The organism is Streptomyces sp. NPDC085932 (assembly GCF_044540525.1).
GTDB lineage: Bacteria > Actinomycetota > Actinomycetes > Streptomycetales > Streptomycetaceae > Streptomyces > Streptomyces levis.
The window spans coordinates 395,676-412,659 of record NZ_JBITSJ010000002.1 but is presented as its reverse complement, the minus strand read 5'-3'; the positions used below and the strand labels follow the sequence as shown (position 1 = coordinate 412,659).

General features: G+C 74.0%; 12 protein-coding genes. 5 read left to right on the top strand and 7 right to left on the bottom strand.

Annotation, left to right across the window (positions count from 1 at the left end):
- The first annotated feature begins 92 nt into the window (after window positions 1-92).
- On the top strand, window positions 93-3,383 hold the full coding sequence (locus tag ACIGAQ_RS11080) for a S8 family serine peptidase (protein WP_399781404.1): 3,291 nt from the start codon (window positions 93-95) through the stop codon (window positions 3,381-3,383).
- Window positions 3,384-3,446: 63 nt separating this feature from the next.
- Here the strand turns inward: ACIGAQ_RS11080 and ACIGAQ_RS11075 are convergent, their stop codons facing one another.
- Both ACIGAQ_RS11075 and ACIGAQ_RS11070 read right to left on the bottom strand, forming a co-directional pair.
- Entirely contained in the window at window positions 3,447-4,214 is a 768-nt protein-coding gene (locus ACIGAQ_RS11075; RefSeq protein WP_399781401.1) for a hypothetical protein, read from the bottom strand.
- Window position 4,215: 1 nt separating this feature from the next.
- Complete coding sequence (locus tag ACIGAQ_RS11070; protein ID WP_311686688.1) at window positions 4,216-4,746, bottom strand: sigma-70 family RNA polymerase sigma factor; 531 nt, start codon at window positions 4,744-4,746, stop codon at window positions 4,216-4,218.
- A gap of 347 nt (window positions 4,747-5,093) precedes the next feature.
- Here ACIGAQ_RS11070 and ACIGAQ_RS11065 point away from each other — a divergent pair, with 347 nt between their 5' ends.
- Window positions 5,094-6,113, top strand: coding sequence for an aspartate-semialdehyde dehydrogenase (locus ACIGAQ_RS11065; RefSeq protein WP_362274829.1), 1,020 nt, complete (start codon window positions 5,094-5,096; stop codon window positions 6,111-6,113).
- A gap of 81 nt (window positions 6,114-6,194) precedes the next feature.
- Here the strand turns inward: ACIGAQ_RS11065 and ACIGAQ_RS11060 are convergent, their stop codons facing one another.
- Window positions 6,195-6,674 (bottom strand): DUF1203 domain-containing protein, encoded by a 480-nt coding sequence (locus tag ACIGAQ_RS11060; RefSeq protein ID WP_094055519.1) that lies wholly within the window; start codon window positions 6,672-6,674, stop codon window positions 6,195-6,197.
- A gap of 197 nt (window positions 6,675-6,871) precedes the next feature.
- Between ACIGAQ_RS11060 and pepN the strand changes: the two genes are divergently transcribed.
- Entirely contained in the window at window positions 6,872-9,454 is a 2,583-nt protein-coding gene (pepN, locus tag ACIGAQ_RS11055; RefSeq protein ID WP_362274832.1) for an aminopeptidase N, read from the top strand.
- Window positions 9,455-9,569: 115 nt separating this feature from the next.
- Here the strand turns inward: pepN and ACIGAQ_RS11050 are convergent, their stop codons facing one another.
- Entirely contained in the window at window positions 9,570-10,508 is a 939-nt protein-coding gene (locus ACIGAQ_RS11050) for an EamA family transporter (RefSeq protein WP_399781397.1), read from the bottom strand.
- Window positions 10,509-10,614: 106 nt separating this feature from the next.
- On the opposite strand from ACIGAQ_RS11050, the gene ACIGAQ_RS11045 reads away from it, so the two are divergent.
- The gene (locus ACIGAQ_RS11045) at window positions 10,615-11,127 is read left to right on the top strand and encodes a MarR family transcriptional regulator (RefSeq protein ID WP_362274838.1); all 513 of its coding nucleotides are present in this window, start codon (window positions 10,615-10,617) and stop codon (window positions 11,125-11,127) included.
- A gap of 57 nt (window positions 11,128-11,184) precedes the next feature.
- On the opposite strand, the gene ACIGAQ_RS11040 is transcribed toward ACIGAQ_RS11045, so the two are convergent.
- The 3 genes from ACIGAQ_RS11040 to ACIGAQ_RS11030 form a co-directional block, all read right to left on the bottom strand.
- Window positions 11,185-11,472, bottom strand: coding sequence for a hypothetical protein (locus ACIGAQ_RS11040; RefSeq protein ID WP_094055522.1), 288 nt, complete (start codon window positions 11,470-11,472; stop codon window positions 11,185-11,187).
- Between the two features lie 62 nt (window positions 11,473-11,534).
- Window positions 11,535-13,619, bottom strand: coding sequence for a 4-alpha-glucanotransferase (gene malQ, locus ACIGAQ_RS11035; protein ID WP_399781392.1), 2,085 nt, complete (start codon window positions 13,617-13,619; stop codon window positions 11,535-11,537).
- On the bottom strand, window positions 13,620-13,880 hold the full coding sequence (locus ACIGAQ_RS11030) for a hypothetical protein (protein ID WP_311686621.1): 261 nt from the start codon (window positions 13,878-13,880) through the stop codon (window positions 13,620-13,622). It lies immediately after the preceding gene.
- Window positions 13,881-14,102: 222 nt separating this feature from the next.
- Here ACIGAQ_RS11030 and ACIGAQ_RS11025 point away from each other — a divergent pair, with 222 nt between their 5' ends.
- Window positions 14,103-16,970 carry a beta-N-acetylglucosaminidase domain-containing protein gene (locus ACIGAQ_RS11025; RefSeq protein WP_399781388.1) on the top strand — a complete coding sequence of 956 codons (2,868 nt, stop codon included), beginning with the start codon at window positions 14,103-14,105 and terminating at the stop codon, window positions 16,968-16,970.
- Window positions 16,971-16,984 lie beyond the last annotated feature (14 nt).

The window sequence follows — 16,984 nt, the reverse complement described above, 5'->3', positions numbered from 1 at the left end:
GATCGTCCGGGCCTGCCGTTCCGGACCGTGACGACCAGGTGCCGATCGGCCCCGGTCGTTCCCGCTCGTTCCTTTACCAACAAGGGATGCCGATGAGCCTCACCCCCCAGCGTGACCCGATATCGGGCCGGAGACGCGTGGCACGCATCGCCGTGGCCGCCGGACTCGTCGCCGCGCTCTCCGCGGCCGGACCGGTCCCCCTGGTCCTCGCCGCGGACGGCCCCGGTGCCGCCGCCCCGGCCGACCCGGACGTGAAGTCCGCGCACGACAAGCTCGGTTCGGACGACGCGGACCTGCTCGCCGAGGCCAAGGCCGACGGCGACAAGACCGTCACGATGATGATCGCCACCGCGCCGGGGCAGACCGAGCAGGTCTCCGGGCAGCTGGACGCGGTCAAGGGCGGCACGGTGGGCCGGGCCGACGACAAGCTGGGCTACGTCCGCGCCACCGTCCCGACCTCCCGGGCCGACGCGGCCATCGCCGCCGCCGCCAAGCTCTCCTCCGTGCACGGCATCGACCTGCGCGAGGAGATCCCGCTGGACGACCCGACGCCGAGCGCGGACGCCGCCAAGGGCGCCCGGGCCACGGGCACGTACCCGGCGCCGGGCAAGAAGACCCCGGCGGAGAACCCGTACAACCCGTCCTTCGAGACGGGCGCGGTCGACTTCGTGGAGGACCACCCGAAGGCGGACGGCCGCGGCATCACCATCGGCATCCTGGACTCCGGCGTCGACCTCGGCCACCCGGCGCTGCAGAAGACCACCACCGGCGAGCGCAAGATCGTCGACTGGGTGACGGCGACGGACCCGGTCGTCGACAACGACAACACCTGGCGCCGGATGGACACCTCCGTCGCGGGCCCCACATTCACGCACGGCGGCGCGGCCTGGACGGCACCGGCCGGCTCCTACCGGATCAGCACCTTCAATGAGTCGTACACCACCGGCGGTGACGCGGCGGGCGACGCCAACCGCGACGGCGACACCACCGACGACTGGGGCGTGCTGTACGACCCGGCGGCCGGCACGGTCCGCGTCGACCTCAACGACAACCACGACTTCACCGACGACACCGCGATGAAGCCGTACAAGGACGGCTTCCAGATCGGGTACTTCGGCACCGACGACCCGAAGACGGACGTCGCCGAGCGCCAGCCGTTCGTCGTCGAGATCCGCAAGGACGTCGTCCACAACGCGGCCGGCGCCAAGTCCGACTACGTCAACATCGGCGTCATCGAGTCCGAGCACGGCACGCACGTGGCCGGCATCACCGCCGCCAACGGCCTGTTCGGCGGGAAGATGAACGGCGCGGCGCCCGGCGCCAAGCTGGTCTCCTCGCGCGCCTGCACCTGGTCGGGCGGCTGCACCAACGTGGCGCTCACCGAGGGCATGATCGACCTCGTCACCAAGCGCGGCGTCGACATCGTCAACATGTCGATCGGCGGCCTGCCGGCGCTGAACGACGGCAACAACGCCCGCGCCGAGCTGTACACCCGGCTCATCGACACCTACGGCGTCCAGCTGGTGATCTCCGCGGGCAACTCCGGCCCCGGCGCCAACACCATCGGCGACCCGGCCCTGGCCGACAAGGTCATCTCGGTCGGCGCGTCCGTCTCCAAGGAGACCTGGGCCGCCAACTACGGCTCGGTCGTGGAGAAGAAGTACGCGATGATGCCGTTCTCCTCGCGCGGCCCGCGTGAGGACGGCGGCTTCACCCCGACCCTGGTCGCCCCGGGTGCCGCGATCAACACCATCCAGACCTGGCTGCCGGGCGCCCCGGTCGCCGAGGCGGGCTACTCCCTGCCGGCCGGTTACGGCATGCTGCAGGGCACCTCGATGGCCTCCCCGCAGGCCGCCGGTGCCGCCGCGCTGCTGCTGTCGGCCGCGAAGCAGAAGAAGATCGACCTCACCCCGGCGACGCTGCGCACGGCCCTCACCTCCACCGCCGACCACATCAAGGGTGTGCAGGCGTACGAGGAGGGCGCGGGCCTGATGAACATCCCGGACGCCTGGGACGCCATCCGTGACGGCGCCACCTCCCACGCGTACACGGTCAAGGCCCCGGTCGACACCGCGATCGACCAGTTCCTGAAGACCCCGGGCTCGGGCACGGGCCTGTACGACCGTGAGGGCGGCCTGAAGGCCGGCCAGAAGAAGACCTACGAGGTCACCATCACCCGTACGTCCGGTGCCGACAAGGCGATCCGGCACGAGCTGCACTTCGAGAACAACGCGGGCGGCACCTTCCGGATCGTCGGCTCCGACGAGGTGAAGCTGCCGCTGAACCAGCCGGTGACCGTCAAGGTCCAGGCCGCGCCGAAGTCCGCGGGCATCAAGAGCGCGATCCTGGAGGTCGACGACCCGCGCACCGAGGGCATCGACAAGCAGGTCCTGCACACGGTGGTCGTCTCGCAGCCGCTGAAGTACTCCTTCTCCGCGGCCGGTTCGGTGCAGCGCAACAGCTCGCAGCACTACTTCGTCACGGTCCCCGAGGGCGCCAAGTCCCTGGAGGTGGCGCTGAGCGGTCTGAAGGACAAGAGCCAGACCCGCTTCATCTCCATCCACCCGTACGGCGTCCCGGCCGACCCGACGTCGACGATCAACTGCTACCCGAACTACCCCAACCCGGCGAACACCTGCCGCCCGGACGTGCGGTCGTACGCGAACCCGCAGCCCGGTGTCTGGGAGATCGAGGTCGAGTCGCGCCGGACGTCGCCGCTGCTCGACAACCCGTACAAGCTGGACGTCGCCGTCCTCGGCGCGGCCTTCGAGCCGGAGACCGTGACCGTGCCCGAGGCGAAGGTCGGCACCCCGGCCACCGCCTCCTGGAAGGTGACGAACGGCTTCGCGGCGATCGACGGCAAGCTGGCCGGCGGCCCGCTGGGCTCGGCCAAGACGGCCCGCCCGTCGATCAAGCAGGGTGAGACGCAGACCACCACGGTCGAGGTGCCCGCGGGCGCCAAGTCGCTGGACGTGGCCATCGGCAACGTCTCGGACGCCGCCGCCGACCTGGACCTCGCGGTCTACGACGCGGCCGGCAACCAGGTCGGCAGCTCCGCCGACGGCGACTCGGAGGAGTCGGTTTCCGTGCCGTCCCCGGCCGCCGGGACGTACACCATCGAGGTCGTCGGCTACGGCGTGCCGGCCGGCACCACCGCCTACGACTACCGGGACGTGTTCTTCTCCGCCTCCCTCGGCAGCGTGAGCGTCGACGGTGCCGCGGTGAAGCTCGGCACGGGCGCCTCGGCGACGGTCTCCGGCAGCGTCACCGCCGCGGCGGCCGCTCCCGAGGGCCGTGAGTTCTTCGGCCAGGTCCAGCTGGTCAACGCCCGCGGCACGGTCGCGGGCCTGGGCAGCGTGAAGATCGAGAAGGTCGTGCCGTAACACCCGGGACGACGTACGAGGGGCGGGTGTCCGACCGGGCACCCGCCCCTTTCCCGTCCCCGCTCACCCCTCTCCGCAGGTGGTCCGGTCCGCCGACGGCAGGGCCGACGTGATCCAGGCCCGCTCGCGTGCGATCTGCTTCTCCCCCCGGGCCCAGAGGTCCGGGGTCGCCGCGCCGGGCCGGATGCCGACCAGCAGGTGGTCGCCCTCGGCCGGCAGGGGCCAGGAGCCCTTCGTCAGGGTGAAGGTGATCTCGTCCTCGCCCCGGGCGGGCTTGTAGGAGCGGGTCACGTCCAGCGTGACGCGGTCCTGGTCGCCTTCGGGCAGGGGTGTCACGGAGCCCACCGTGCCCTCGACGACCAGCTCGGCGCAGGCCAGGTACGCCGGTCCGCGCGGGGAGGCGGCCTTGTCCGCCGTGCCTCCGGCTTCGCCGCTCGCCGCGGAGGTGTCGGCGGAGCTCCCCTCGTGCGAGGCGAGCCAGCCCAGGCCCACCGTCGCGGAGCCGATGGCGGCCGCGACGGCCATGCCGACGGCGGCGGCCTTGATCCCGGGATGCCAGGACCACCTCCCGGCCCCTCCCGCGGGCCGTGGCCGGCGCCGGGACCGCAGTCGCGGCCGCCGCCGCGCCGTGCCGCGCGCCGCCCGCTCCGGGCCGGCCAGCGCGTCCCCGATGAGGCCCAGCTGCTCGCGCAGCAGGGCCACGTCCGCCCGGGCCGCGCGGTGCTCCGCCCGGTCGCCGGCCCCGGCGTCCTCGGGCAGCGGCTCGCCGGTGAGGGCGGCCATCAGCGGGTCCCTGTCCGCACCGCCCGCCTCGCTGTCGTAGCCGGACACGTCACACCACCTCGTCCTCGTGCAGGCGGGCGCGCAGGGCACGTACCGCCGTGTGCAGCCGGCTCTTGACCGTGCCCTCCGGGACGCCGAGCTGTTCGGCGATGGAGCGGACCGGCAGATCGGCGTAGAAGCGCAGCACGACGACCTGCCGCTGGGCGGCCGGCAGCTCGTCCAGGCCCTGGGCGACCGCGACGGACAGCACGCTGGTGTCCTCCCCGGAGGGATGTTCCAGTTGCCGCAGCGCGGCCAGCCGCTCCCCGAGCCGCTCCTGGCGGCGTTTGGCCCGGTGCCAGTCCATGGCCAGGTTGGAGGCGACGACCGCCGCCCACGCCGAGACGTCCCGCGGCGCCTCCCGGCCGCTCGCCGCCCGCTCCAGCAGCCGCAGGCGGACCTGCTGTACCCCGTCCGGCAGGTCCGCCTGCGGCACTCCGCCGAGTGCGAGCACCGCCCGCACGCGGCGTTCCTGTGCCGCGTCGAGCGGATCGTCGTCGGCGTGCCCCTCCCGGCCGCGCCGGGCCCTTCCGCGCAGCAGCACAAGCCACCCCCCTCACCGTGTTTGTCCTACGACGCGGACACGGCCCGGAACGTTCGGCCGTGGGCGCGTGAGTTTTCGCCGGGGCGGCCGAGGCATACGTCACACTCCCGTGTGGCCGGAAGCGGCATGGGCAGGCGAGCTTGCGGCGCACGCCCCCCGCCGGATGAATTCCTCCAGCTCAGCGGGGTCGCCACCGCAGGTCCGCAACCATCGGGCGGGACGCCCCGTCCCACTCTCCGGGCAGACCGGGGAAAGAAGTGGACAGACGGGGCGTGGTCGGCCGCATGATGGAAAAGCCTCGGCCAAGCAACGAGCACGTGAAGAACGCAGGAGAGGGAGTCACCGTGAGGGTCGGAATCGTCGGAGCCACCGGACAGGTGGGCACGGTCATGCGCAGGATCCTCAAGGAGCGGAACTTCCCGGTCACGGAGCTGCGCCTGTTCGCCTCGGCCCGTTCCGCGGGCACGGAGCTGGACGGCGTGACGGTGGAGGACGCGGCGACCGCCGACTACACCGGCCTGGACATCGTGCTGTTCTCCGCCGGCGGTGCCACGTCCCGGGCGCTGGCCGAGAAGGTCGCCTCCCAGGGCGCCGTCGTGATCGACAACTCCTCCGCCTGGCGCAAGGACCCCGAGGTCCCGCTGGTCGTCTCCGAGGTGAACCCGCACGCGATCGCGGACCGCCCCAAGGGCATCATCGCCAACCCGAACTGCACGACGATGGCCGCGATGCCGGTACTGCGTCCACTGCACGCGGAGGCGGGCCTCGAAGCCCTCGTCGTCGCCACCTACCAGGCGGTCTCCGGTTCCGGTCTGGCGGGCGTCGCCGAGCTGCACGGGCAGGTGCAGAAGGTCGTCGCCGACGCCGACAAGCTCACCCACGACGGTGAGGCGGTCGACTTCCCCGAGCCCGGCGTCTACAAGCGCCCCATCGCGTTCAACGTGCTGCCGCTGGCCGGTTCGATCGTCGACGACGGCCTGAACGAGACCGACGAGGAGCAGAAGCTCCGCAACGAGTCCCGCAAGATCCTGGAGATCCCCGAGCTGAAGGTCTCCGGCACCTGCGTGCGCGTCCCGGTCTTCTCCGGCCACTCCCTCCAGGTCAACGCCCGCTTCGCCCGCCCGATCAGCCCCGAGCGCGCGACGGAGCTGCTGAAGGAGGCCCCCGGCGTCGAGCTCTCCGACATCCCCACCCCGCTGCAGGCCGCCGGCAAGGACCCGTCCTACGTCGGCCGCATCCGCGGCGACGAGACGGTGGAGCACGGCCTGTCGTTCTTCGTCTCCAACGACAACCTCCGCAAGGGCGCGGCGCTGAACGCCGTGCAGATCGCGGAGCTGGTGGCCCAGGAGCTGTCCGCCCGGTAGGGCGACGGCGCCACAGGCGCAGCGGGGCGGTCACCTCCAGCCGGGGTGGCCGCCCCGAGTGCTGCCCGGGACCCGCCCCCGTCAGGGCCGGCGCACCTCGTACAGGAAGCAGCCGTACTCCACGGCCCGGACGTGCACGAGCGCCACGGCCGGGTCCGCGAAGGCCTCGGCGAAGGCCGCCCCGAAGTCCGCGGGCTCCTCGGCCAGCCGCCCGCCGAGGATGCGCCCGTCGGCGGAGTAGCGGCGGACCGTGCGGTGGCTGTTCGTGAAGGGCAGGGCCTCACCGAGGTACCCCTCGCAGGGCTCGGCGTGGAGGAAGACCGGCCCCTGCTCGTCGTACGGCCCCGGGTCCGCCCCGGTGGCGGACGCCCAGCGGCGCAGGGGCGCGTAGGAGACCAGGGCGATGCGCTCGCCGGGCGCGCTGCGCCGCAGGCAGCAGCGGAGCGGGGCGCCGCCCTCGGGGTCGGTGAAGCCGGCCGTGGCACGGCCCGCGTCGTCGGTCGTGCGCAGTTCCTTCAGGGCCCGCGGGTCGATGGGGCGGGCGGTGTACGTCGTCGTCATGGTCCCCAGGGTGGTGCGCGCGGGGCGGGATCACCGGCGGTTTCCGGACGTGGCGTCACCCCGGGCGCCGGCCCGGCAGCCGGTCGCCGGTACCCCCGCGAGCCGAGGGGTATCCCTACCGGACGCCTGGGTCGTCGCCCCGCGCCGAGCCGCCGTGGAAAGATGACGCAACCCACCCATAACGAGGAGATGACCGCGTGCCTGGCACAAACCTGACCCGCGAAGAGGCGCAGCAGCGGGCGCAGCTGCTCGCCGTTGACTCGTACGAGATCGAACTCGACCTCTCCGGCGCGCAGGAGGGCGGCACCTACCGGTCCGTGACCACGGTGCGCTTCGACGTGGACGCCGACAACGGCGCGGAGTCCTTCATCGACCTGGTCGCTCCGGCCGTGCACGAGGTGACGCTGAACGGGGACTCCCTCGACCCGGCCGAGGTCTTCGCGGACTCCCGGATCGCCCTGCCGGGCCTGCTCCGGGGCCGCAACATCCTCCGGGTGGTCGCCGACTGCGCGTACACCAACACCGGCGAGGGTCTGCACCGGTTCGTCGACCCGGTCGACGACCAGGCCTACCTCTACACCCAGTTCGAGGTGCCGGACGCCCGCCGGGTGTTCGCGAGCTTCGAGCAGCCGGACCTCAAGGCGACCTTCCGGTTCACCGTGAAGGCGCCGGAGGGCTGGACCGTCGTGTCCAACTCGCCCACCCCCGAGCCGCAGGACAACGTCTGGGCCTTCGAGCCGACGCCGCGCATCTCGACGTACATCACGGCGCTGATCGCCGGCCCGTACCACTCGGTGCACAGCGTCTACGAGAAGGACGGCCAGAGCGTGCCCCTGGGCATCTACTGCCGCCCCTCGCTCGCCGAGTACCTCGACTCGGACGCCATCTTCGAGGTGACCCGGCAGGGCTTCGCGTGGTTCCAGGAGAAGTTCGACTACGCGTACCCGTTCGAGAAGTACGACCAGCTGTTCGTGCCGGAGTTCAACGCGGGCGCGATGGAGAACGCGGGCGCGGTGACCATCCGCGACCAGTACGTGTTCCGCTCGAAGGTGACGGACGCGGCGTACGAGACGCGCGCGGAGACCATCCTGCACGAGCTGGCCCACATGTGGTTCGGCGACCTCGTGACCATGGAGTGGTGGAACGACCTGTGGCTGAACGAGTCGTTCGCCACCTACACCTCCATCGCCTGCCAGGCCGCCGCGCCGGGCTCGCGCTGGCCGCACTCGTGGACGACGTTCGCCAACTCCATGAAGACCTGGGCGTACCGGCAGGACCAGCTGCCCTCCACGCACCCGATCATGGCGGACATCCGCGACCTGGACGACGTGCTCGTCAACTTCGACGGCATCACGTACGCCAAGGGCGCCTCCGTGCTGAAGCAGCTCGTCGCCTACGTGGGTGAGGACGAGTTCTTCCGGGGCGTGCAGGCGTACTTCAAGGCGCACGCCTTCGGCAACACGCGCCTGTCCGATCTGCTGGGGGCGCTGGAGGAGACCTCCGGCCGCGATCTGAAGACCTGGTCGAAGAAGTGGCTGGAGACGGCCGGCATCAACGTCCTGCGGCCCGAGATCGAGACGGACGCCGACGGTGTGATCACCTCGTTCGCCGTCCGCCAGGAGGCCCCGGCGCTGCCGGCCGGCGCCAAGGGCGAGCCGACGCTGCGCCCGCACCGGATCGCCGTCGGCCTGTACGAGCTGGACGAGGACAGCGGCAAGCTGGTCCGCGACGAGCGCATCGAGCTGGACGTCGACGGCGACCTGACCGCCGTGCCGCAGCTGGTCGGCCGCCGCCGTCCGGCCGTGGTCCTGCTCAACGACGACGACCTGTCGTACGCGAAGGTCCGCCTGGACGAGCGGTCCCTGGCCGTGGTCACCGAGCACCTGGGCGACTTCGAGTCCTCCCTGCCGCGCGCCCTGTGCTGGGCCTCGGCCTGGGACATGACCCGCGACGCCCAGCTCGCGGCCCGCGACTACCTGTCGCTGGTGCTCTCCGGCATCGGCAAGGAGTCCGACATCGGTGTCGTGCAGTCCCTCCAGCGGCAGGTGAAGCTGGCGATCGACCTGTACGCCGACCCGGCCGCCCGCGAGACGCTGCTGGCCCGCTGGACCGACGCGACGCTGGCGCACCTGCGGTCGGCCGCGCCCGGCAGCGACCACCAGCTGGCGTGGGCGCGCGCGTTCGCGGCGACCGCCCGCACACCCGAGCAGCTGGACCTGCTGGACGCGCTGCTGGACGGCTCGCAGACGATCGAGGGCCTGGTCGTCGACACGGAGCTGCGGTGGACGTTCGTGCAGCGGCTGGCCGCGGTCGGCCGGTTCGACGAGGCGGAGATCGCGGCCGAGTACGAGCGCGACCGCACCGCCGCCGGCGAGCGGCACGCCGCCACGGCCCGCGCGGCCCGTCCGACCGCGGAGGCGAAGGCGGAGGCCTGGGCGTCGGTCGTCGACTCCGACAAGCTGCCGAACGCGGTGCAGGAGGCGGTGATCGGCGGCTTCGTCCAGACCGACCAGCGCGAGCTGCTCGCCCCGTACGCGGACCGGTACTTCGAGGTGGTCAAGGACATCTGGGAGTCCCGCTCCCACGAGATGGCCCAGCAGATCGCGATCGGCCTCTACCCGACCGTGCAGGTCTCCCAGGAGACCCTGGACAGGACGGACGCGTGGCTGGCCTCCGCCGGACCGAACGCGGCCCTGCGCCGCCTGGTCTCGGAGTCCCGCGCCGGCGTCGAGCGCGCCCTGCGGGCCCAGCGCGCGGACGCGGCGGCGGCCGGTCAGTAGCGGCTCCGGCTCCACAGCGGCACCGAGAAGGGGCGCCCGGCCTGTGCCGGGCGCCCCTTCGACCGTTCGTACCGCACGCCTCCCCGAGCGCGCCCCTCCTCTACCGCCGCACCGCTCAGGCCGCCACGCCCCGGCGTTCCCTGCCGGCCGGAGCGCCCTGGGGCTTCGTTGCGGTGACTCCGCGGGCGCCCGGACCGCCCCGCCCGGTGAACTGTCCCGCCACCGTCGCCCCGAGGGCCAGCGCCATGCCCACCAGCTGTACCGGTGTCAGCGCCTGGCCGAGCGCCGCCCAGCCCACGACGGCCGCGGTCAGCGGGGAGAGCGGCCCGAGGAAGGTGACCTGCGTGGCGGTCATGCGGCCGATGCCGCGGAACCACAGCCAGTACGCGACCGCCGTGTTGGCGAGGGCGAGGTAGAGGTAGCCGCCGGCCGCCCGGCCGTCCAGCGCCGGGGGCGCGCCCTCCACCAGGAAGGCGAGCGGCGCGATGAGCAGACCGCCCGCGGTCAGCTGCCAGCCGGTGAGCGCCAGCGGCCCGACCCCGGCGGGACGCCCCCACCGCTGCGTGAGGACCGTGCCGGCGGACATGGAGATCGTGGCGGCCAGGGCCGCGAGCAGGCCGAGCGCGTCCAGCGCCCCGGCCGCGCGCAGCACGACGAGGCTGACGCCGAACGCGGCCACCGCCCCGGTGAGCAGCGTGCGCCGGGTCGGCCGCTGCCCGAGGAGCAGCGCCGAGAGCCCGGCGACGAACAGCGGTCCCGCCGAGCCGACGACCGCTGCCATGCCGCCGGGCAGCCGGTACGCGGAGAGGAACAGCAGCGGGAAGAAGGCGCCGATGTTCAGCGCGCCGAGCACCGCCGCCTTCCCCCACCAGGCGCCGCGCGGCAGCGTCCGGGCGAGGGCGAGCAGCAGCAGACCGGCGGGCAGGGCGCGCATCAGGCCGGTGAACAGGGGGCGGTCGGCCGGGAGGAACTCGGTGGTGACGGCGTAGGTGGTGCCCCAGGAGATCGGAGCCAGGGCGGTGAGGGCGATGAGAGCCGGGCGGGAGACGGCCATGGGAGGCACCCTTCAAAGTAGGTAGGCAGTAATTAGCTTAGCGCTAAGCAACTTTCCGTCAAGCTACTTTCTTGCGGGTGACCGAGAAGGTGCCGATACTCGTGCCATGAGCGAACGCCCGGAGCAGCACAGGGACCCCGTCGACGCGATCATCGAGCAGTGGGCGAAGGTCCGGCCCGACCTCGACACCACCGCGATGGAGGTCTTCGGCCGGATCAACCGCATCGCGCACGCGATGGGGGAACGGGCCACGAAGGTCTACGCGGGGTTCGGTATCTCCCGCGGGGAGTTCGACGTCCTGGCGACCCTGCGCCGCTCCGGCGAGCCCTACACGCTCTCGCCCCGGCAGCTGTCGGCGACGCTCATGCTCACCACGGGCGGCATGACGGGCCGGCTCGACAAGCTGGAACGCGCGGGGCTGCTGCGTCGCTCCCCGGACCCGCACGACCGGCGCGGGCTGCAGGTGACGCTCACGGACCAGGGCCTCGCGCTGGTCGACGAGGCGGTCGGGGCGGGGCTGGCGGTGCAGACGCAGGCGCTGTCCGCGCTCGACGCCGAACAGGCCGGCCTGCTGGCCGGCCTGTTGCGGGCACTGCTGACGGAGGCGGACCGCCCCTGACGCACCGAGGGCGCCGTCGCGGTGACCGCGACGGCGCCCTCGGTGGAAAACCCCTGATCAGGCCTTGACTTCGGTCTTCGCGTCGGCCTTGGTGGTGATGTTGGAGCTCGTCGGGTCCTTCTTCTTGTGCGACTTGTCCCCGACCATCACCAGTCCGGCGATGACCAGGTACAGCACGATCGGGGCCACGACGAAGAGGCCCAGCGTCTCGATGACGCTCAGGCCCGTGCCGGGGTCGTCACCGTCGTCGCGGGTGAGCGCGGAGGCGGGGGACGACATGAGCAGCATCATCAGCGTCGTTCCGGCTGCCAGGGCGCCGGCGCGCAGGGCGTTCTTCTTGTCCACGGTGTCAAAGTATCCAACGCCGCCCGGGGCCGCGCGCCCGGGGTGCCGTAAGAGGCCCCGCCTCAGGGTCCCGCCTCCTTCAGCACCTCCATCAGCGCGTGCAGCCGCGGCGAGGCCGCCAGCTCCTCCAGCGTCACCGGACGGCCCTCGGCGTCCGCGATCGGCAGGCGCCAGTTCGGGTACTGGTCCCACGTCCCCGGCAGGTTCTGCGGGCGGCGGTCGCCGACCCCGTCCGGGAGCCAGACGCCGACCATGCGGGCCGGGGTGCGCAGCAGGAAGCGGTGGACGGCCTGGATCTCGGCCTCCTCCGAGGAGGTGTCGGTGCCGCCGCCGGTGCCGTGCAGCAGGCCGAGCTCGGAGAGCAGGGCGAGCCACTCGGCCGTGTCGGCGGCCGCCTCGGCGCGCTCCTCGGCGAGCGGGCGGGTCAGCAGGCCGAGGCTGTCGCGCAGCTCCACGTGCTCGCCGGTGAGACGGGCCGCCGTGGAGGGCAGGTCGTGGGTGGTGGCGGTGGCCAGGCAGTCGGCGCGCCAGCTCTCGGGGGCCAGGGGCCGGCCGTCGCCCTCCCAGTCGCGTTCGAACCACAGCACGGACGTGCCGAGCACCCCGCGCTCGCGCAGCGCCTCACGCACCCCGGGCTCGACCGTGCCGAGGTCCTCGCCGATCACCGGCGCCCCGGCGCGGGAGGCCTCCAGGACCAGGACGGCGAGCATGGCCTCGGCGTCGTAGCGGACGTAGGTGCCCTCGGTGGGCGGGTGGCCCTGGGGGACCCACCACAGCCGGAACAGGCCCATGACGTGGTCGATGCGCAGGGCCCCGGCGTAGCGGAACAGGGCGCGCAGCAGGTCGCGGAAGGGCGCGTAGCCGGAGCCGGCCAGGCGGTCGGGGCGCCAGGGGGGCAGGCCCCAGTCCTGGCCGCGGGCGTTGAAGGCGTCCGGCGGGGCGCCGACCGACATGCCGGCCGCGAAGTACTCCTGCTGCGCCCAGGCGTCGGCACCCGCGGGGTGCACGCCCACCGCCAGGTCGTGGACGATCCCCACGGGCATGCCGGCCTCGCGTCCGGCGCGCTGGGCGGCGGTGAGCTGGCTGTCGGTGAGCCAGGCGAGCCGGGAGAAGAAGTCGACCCGGTCCAGCAGGCCGTTGCGGGCGCGGGTCGTCTCGGCCGAGCGGGGGTCGCGCAGGCCGCTGGGCCAGCGGTGCCAGTCCGAGCCGTGCACCTCGGCGAGCGCGCACCAGGTGGCGTGGTCCTCCAGGGCCTGGCCCTGCTCGGCGAGGAAGTCGCAGTAGGCGGCGCGCCGTCCGGGGCCGAGGGGGACCTCGCAGAGCAGTTCGAGCGCCTCGCGCTTGAGCTCCCACACGGCGTCCCGGTCGATGAGCGCGCCCTCGTGCAGCACGGCCTCGCGCAGCCGGGCCGCCCGCTCCAGCAGGGCGCGCAGCCGGTCGGGGTCCTCGACCTGGGCGGCCTCGGGGACGTCCTCGATCCGCAGGTGCACCGGGTCGGGGAAGCGGCGTGAGGAGGGGCGGTACGGGGACGGATCGGTGGGCGTGCCCGGCACGGCCGCGTGCAACGGGTTGACCTGGACGAACCCGGCGCCGAGCGACCGCCCGGCCCACCCGGCCAGTTCGGCCAGGTCGCCGAGGTCGCCCATGCCCCAGGAGCGGCGGGAGAGCAGCGAGTAGAGCTGGACGAGGAGTCCGTACGAGCGGCCGGCCGGAGTGGGCAGGCGCTCCGGCGCGACGATCAGGTGGGCGTGGGCGGTACGGCCGTCGGGCGCCGTGACGGTCAGCCGGTGGACGCCGGGCGGGAGTTGTTCGGCCGAGGCGCGGGTCTCGCCCTGCTCGGTCTCGACGCGCAGCCGGGTCCCCTCGGGGAGGGCGGCCAGGGCGGCCGGCGGGTTCGGCCCCCAGGCGACGACCGTCGGCGGCAGCAGCCGCGCGGCCAGCTCCCGCTCCCGGGCGGCGAGCGCGGCGCGGACGGCGCCGGGCGTGCTCGCGTCCACGCCGAGAGCGGCCAGGACGAGGGTGACCGCGGTGGCCGAAGCCGCGACCGTGCGGTCCGGGGAGGGGTTGAAGGAAGGCGCGACGCCGTGCAGGACGGCGAGGCGGGACAGGTCCTCGGAGAGCGGTTCGGCCGGCCGGGGAGCGGTCATCTAGAGCCTCGAATGGTCCGGGACGAAGGCGGGGGGCTCGCTGGTCAGGGGGGCGGCTTCGGCGAGCGGCGGCTCGCTGGTGAGGGGCTCGGCGTCGGGCAGCGGGGGCTCGCTGGTCAGCGGCGGTTCGGTGCAGGCGCTCTCGGAGCTGAAGACGCAGTACTGCGGGTCGTGGTGGCGGGGGCCGTCGAGGTCGGCGGACGGGTCGTCCGCCACGGGTTTGGACGGGGCCGGGAGCGGAAGGAACGTCATCGCAGCCACGGGGGCCTCCTTTTCGGGTACGGCGTGCGGGTTATCGCAGCCCTACCCAGTCGGCGCGCGGGCAGACGCCCTGCGCCGCACATCGTGCTCCTGCTCACATTCCCCTCCCCTCCACTCCTTCCATATTCCGGCAAAAGCAGTCACATCGGCCACTCTCGTTGACACCCTCGCCGGGCGGGTGGTGGGCTCGTTCCGCCGGTCGAACACACCTGGAGGGGGCCTGTGGGACTGCGGCACGGGAAGCGGGCGGCGGCTCTCGCGGTCGCCGTCGTGGCCGGAAGCCTCGGGGCCGCGCCCGCCGCGGTGGCGGCTCCGCCCCCGCCCGGCCCGGCCGCCGCGCCGGCCCCCGGCGTCACCGACGCGGGTCCGTCCGTCTGGCCCCGCCCGCAGTCCCTGCGCCGAAACGGCGCCCCCGTCGCCGTCCCGGACCGGGTCGCGCTGGTTTCGGATGCGCACGCCGATCCGTACGCCCTCGACGCGCTGCGCGCGCTCCTGCGGCAGGCCGGGGCGCGCCGGATCACGGACACCGCCGGACCGGGCGCCCTGGTCGTCCGCGCGGGGACGCGACCCGCCCGCCCGGGCGACCGGCACGCCCTTCCCTCCGGGGGCTACGAGCTGACCGTGGGCGCGGACGGCATCACCCTCACCGGCACCGGCGCGGACGGCCTGTTCCACGCCGTGCAGACCCTGCGGCAGCTCCTGCGCCCGGACGGCACGGTCGCGGCGGCCGTCGTCCGCGACTGGCCCGGCACCGCCGTCCGCGGTGTCACCGAGGGGTTCTACGGCACCGCCTGGACGCACCGGCAGCGTCTGGCACAGCTCGACTTCCTGGGGCGCACCAAGCAGAACCGCTACCTGTACGCCCCGGGCGACGACCTCTACCGGCAGGCCCGCTGGCGTGAGCCGTACCCGGCGGCGCAGCGGGCCGCGTTCCGGGAACTGGCCGAGCGGGCGCGCCGCAACCACGTCACGCCCGGCTGGGCGGTGGCCCCGGGCCAGGCGATGTGCTTCTCGTCCGACGACGACGTCCGCGCGCTGACGCGGAAACTGGACGCGATGTGGGCGCTGGGTTTCCGGGCCTTCCAGCTCCAGTTCCAGGACGTCAGCTACAGCGAGTGGCACTGCGAGGCGGACGCCGGCCGGTTCGGCTCCGGGCCCGGGGCGGCCGCCCGGGCGCAGGCGGGGGTGGCGAACGCGGTCGCCCGCCACCTGGAGCGGCGGCACCCCGGCGCCGCGAGGCTGTCGCTGCTGCCGACCGAGTACTACGAGGACGGCGCGACGGACTACCGGCGGGCCCTGGCGCACGCGCTGGCCGGGGACGTCGAGGTGGCGTGGACGGGCGTCGGGGTGGTGCCCCGCACCATCACGGGCCGTGAACTGGCCGCGGCGCGCGAGGCGTTCGGGCACCCGCTGGTCACGATGGACAACTACCCGGTCAACGACTACGCGCCCGGCCGCCTCTTCCTCGGCCCCTACCAGGGCCGCGAGCCGGCCGTCGCGACCGGCTCGGCCGCCCTGCTCGCCAACGCCATGCAGCAGCCGGAGGCGTCCCGCATCCCGCTGTTCACCGCCGCCGACTACGCCTGGAACCCGCGCGGCTACCGCCCCGGGGAGTCCTGGCGGGCCGCGATCGCCGACCTGGCGGGCGGGGACCGGCGCCGCGAGCAGGCCCTGGCGGCGCTGGCCGGGAACGACGCGTCGTCGGTGCTGGACGACGAGGAGTCGGCGTACCTGCGGCCGCTGACCGAGGCGTACTGGCGCTCCCGCGCGGCGGGCGGCGCGGGCCGCGACGACGACGCTCGGCGGCTGCGTCAGGCCTTCACGGTGCTGCGCGAGCTGCCCGGCCGGCTGGCGGGCACGGGCCTGGCCGCGGAGGTCGCGCCCTGGTCGGAGCAGCTGTCGCGGTACGGCGAGGCGGGCACGGCCGCGCTCGGCATGCTGGACGCGCAGAGCGCCGGGGACGCGGCGGCGGCCTGGACGGCGTACCGCAGGCTCGGAGCCCTGCGGGACGACCTCCAGGCGGCGCGCGTCGAGGTCGGCACGGACGTCCTGGACGCGTTCCTGCGGCGGGCGCAGAAGTCGTACACGGCCTGGTCGGGCATCGATCACGAGCCGCCGCGCAACCCCGGCGACGGCCGGACCGTGCGCTGGGGGCACGCCCGTCCGCTGGCCGCCCTGACCGTGCTGACCGAGCCGGGCGCGCGGGGCCGCGTCGAGGTGCGGGTCGCGGGAGGGGGCTGGCGGGAGGCCGGCCGGCTGGACGCCTCGGGGGCGACCGAGGTGCGGCTGCCGGGCGGGGCGCGGGCCGGGCAGGCGGTGGACGCCGTCCGCGTCGACGGCCCCTCCCCCTCCCGCGTGCGCCATCTGGTGCCCTGGTTCGCCGACTCCCCCGAGGCCTCCCTGGGCCTGGACCGGGACCGCGTCGACGTGGAGACCGGCCGTAGCGAGCGGCTGACGGCACGGCTGAGCACCCCGCGGCCCGCCGACACCCGCGGCCGGCTCATCGTCGAGGCACCGCGGGGCGTGCGCGTACGGGTGCCGCGGGCCGAGGCGGTCGTGCCGCGCGGCACGACCGTGGAGGTGCCGGTCGAGGTGACCGTGGAGCGCGGCGCCCCCACGCGCTCCCACGAGGTGCGGCTCCGCTTCGCGGGCGCGGCCCGCACCTTCACCGTCCGGGCGGTCCCGCCCACCGGCGGACCCGACCTGGCCCGCACCGGAACGGCCCGCTCCTCAGCCGACGAGACGCCGGACTTCCCCGCGTCGGCGGCGAACGACGGCGACCCGGACACCCGCTGGTCGTCCCCGGCCGACGACGGCGCCTGGTGGCAGGTCGAACTGCTCCGCCCGGCCCGGCTCGGGCGGCTCGTGCTCCACTGGCAGGACGCCCACCCCGCGGCCTACCGCGTCCAGGTCTCCCCGGACGGCCGCCGCTGGCGCACGGCGGCGACGGTGCGCGACAGCCGGGGCGGCCACGAGAGCGTCCGCATGGACGAACGGGACGTGCGCTTCGTCCGCGTCCAGGGCGAGAAGCGGGCCACACCGTACGGCTACTCCCTGTGGTCGGCGGAGGCGTACGCGGTCACGGAGTAGTCACCGAGAGCCCT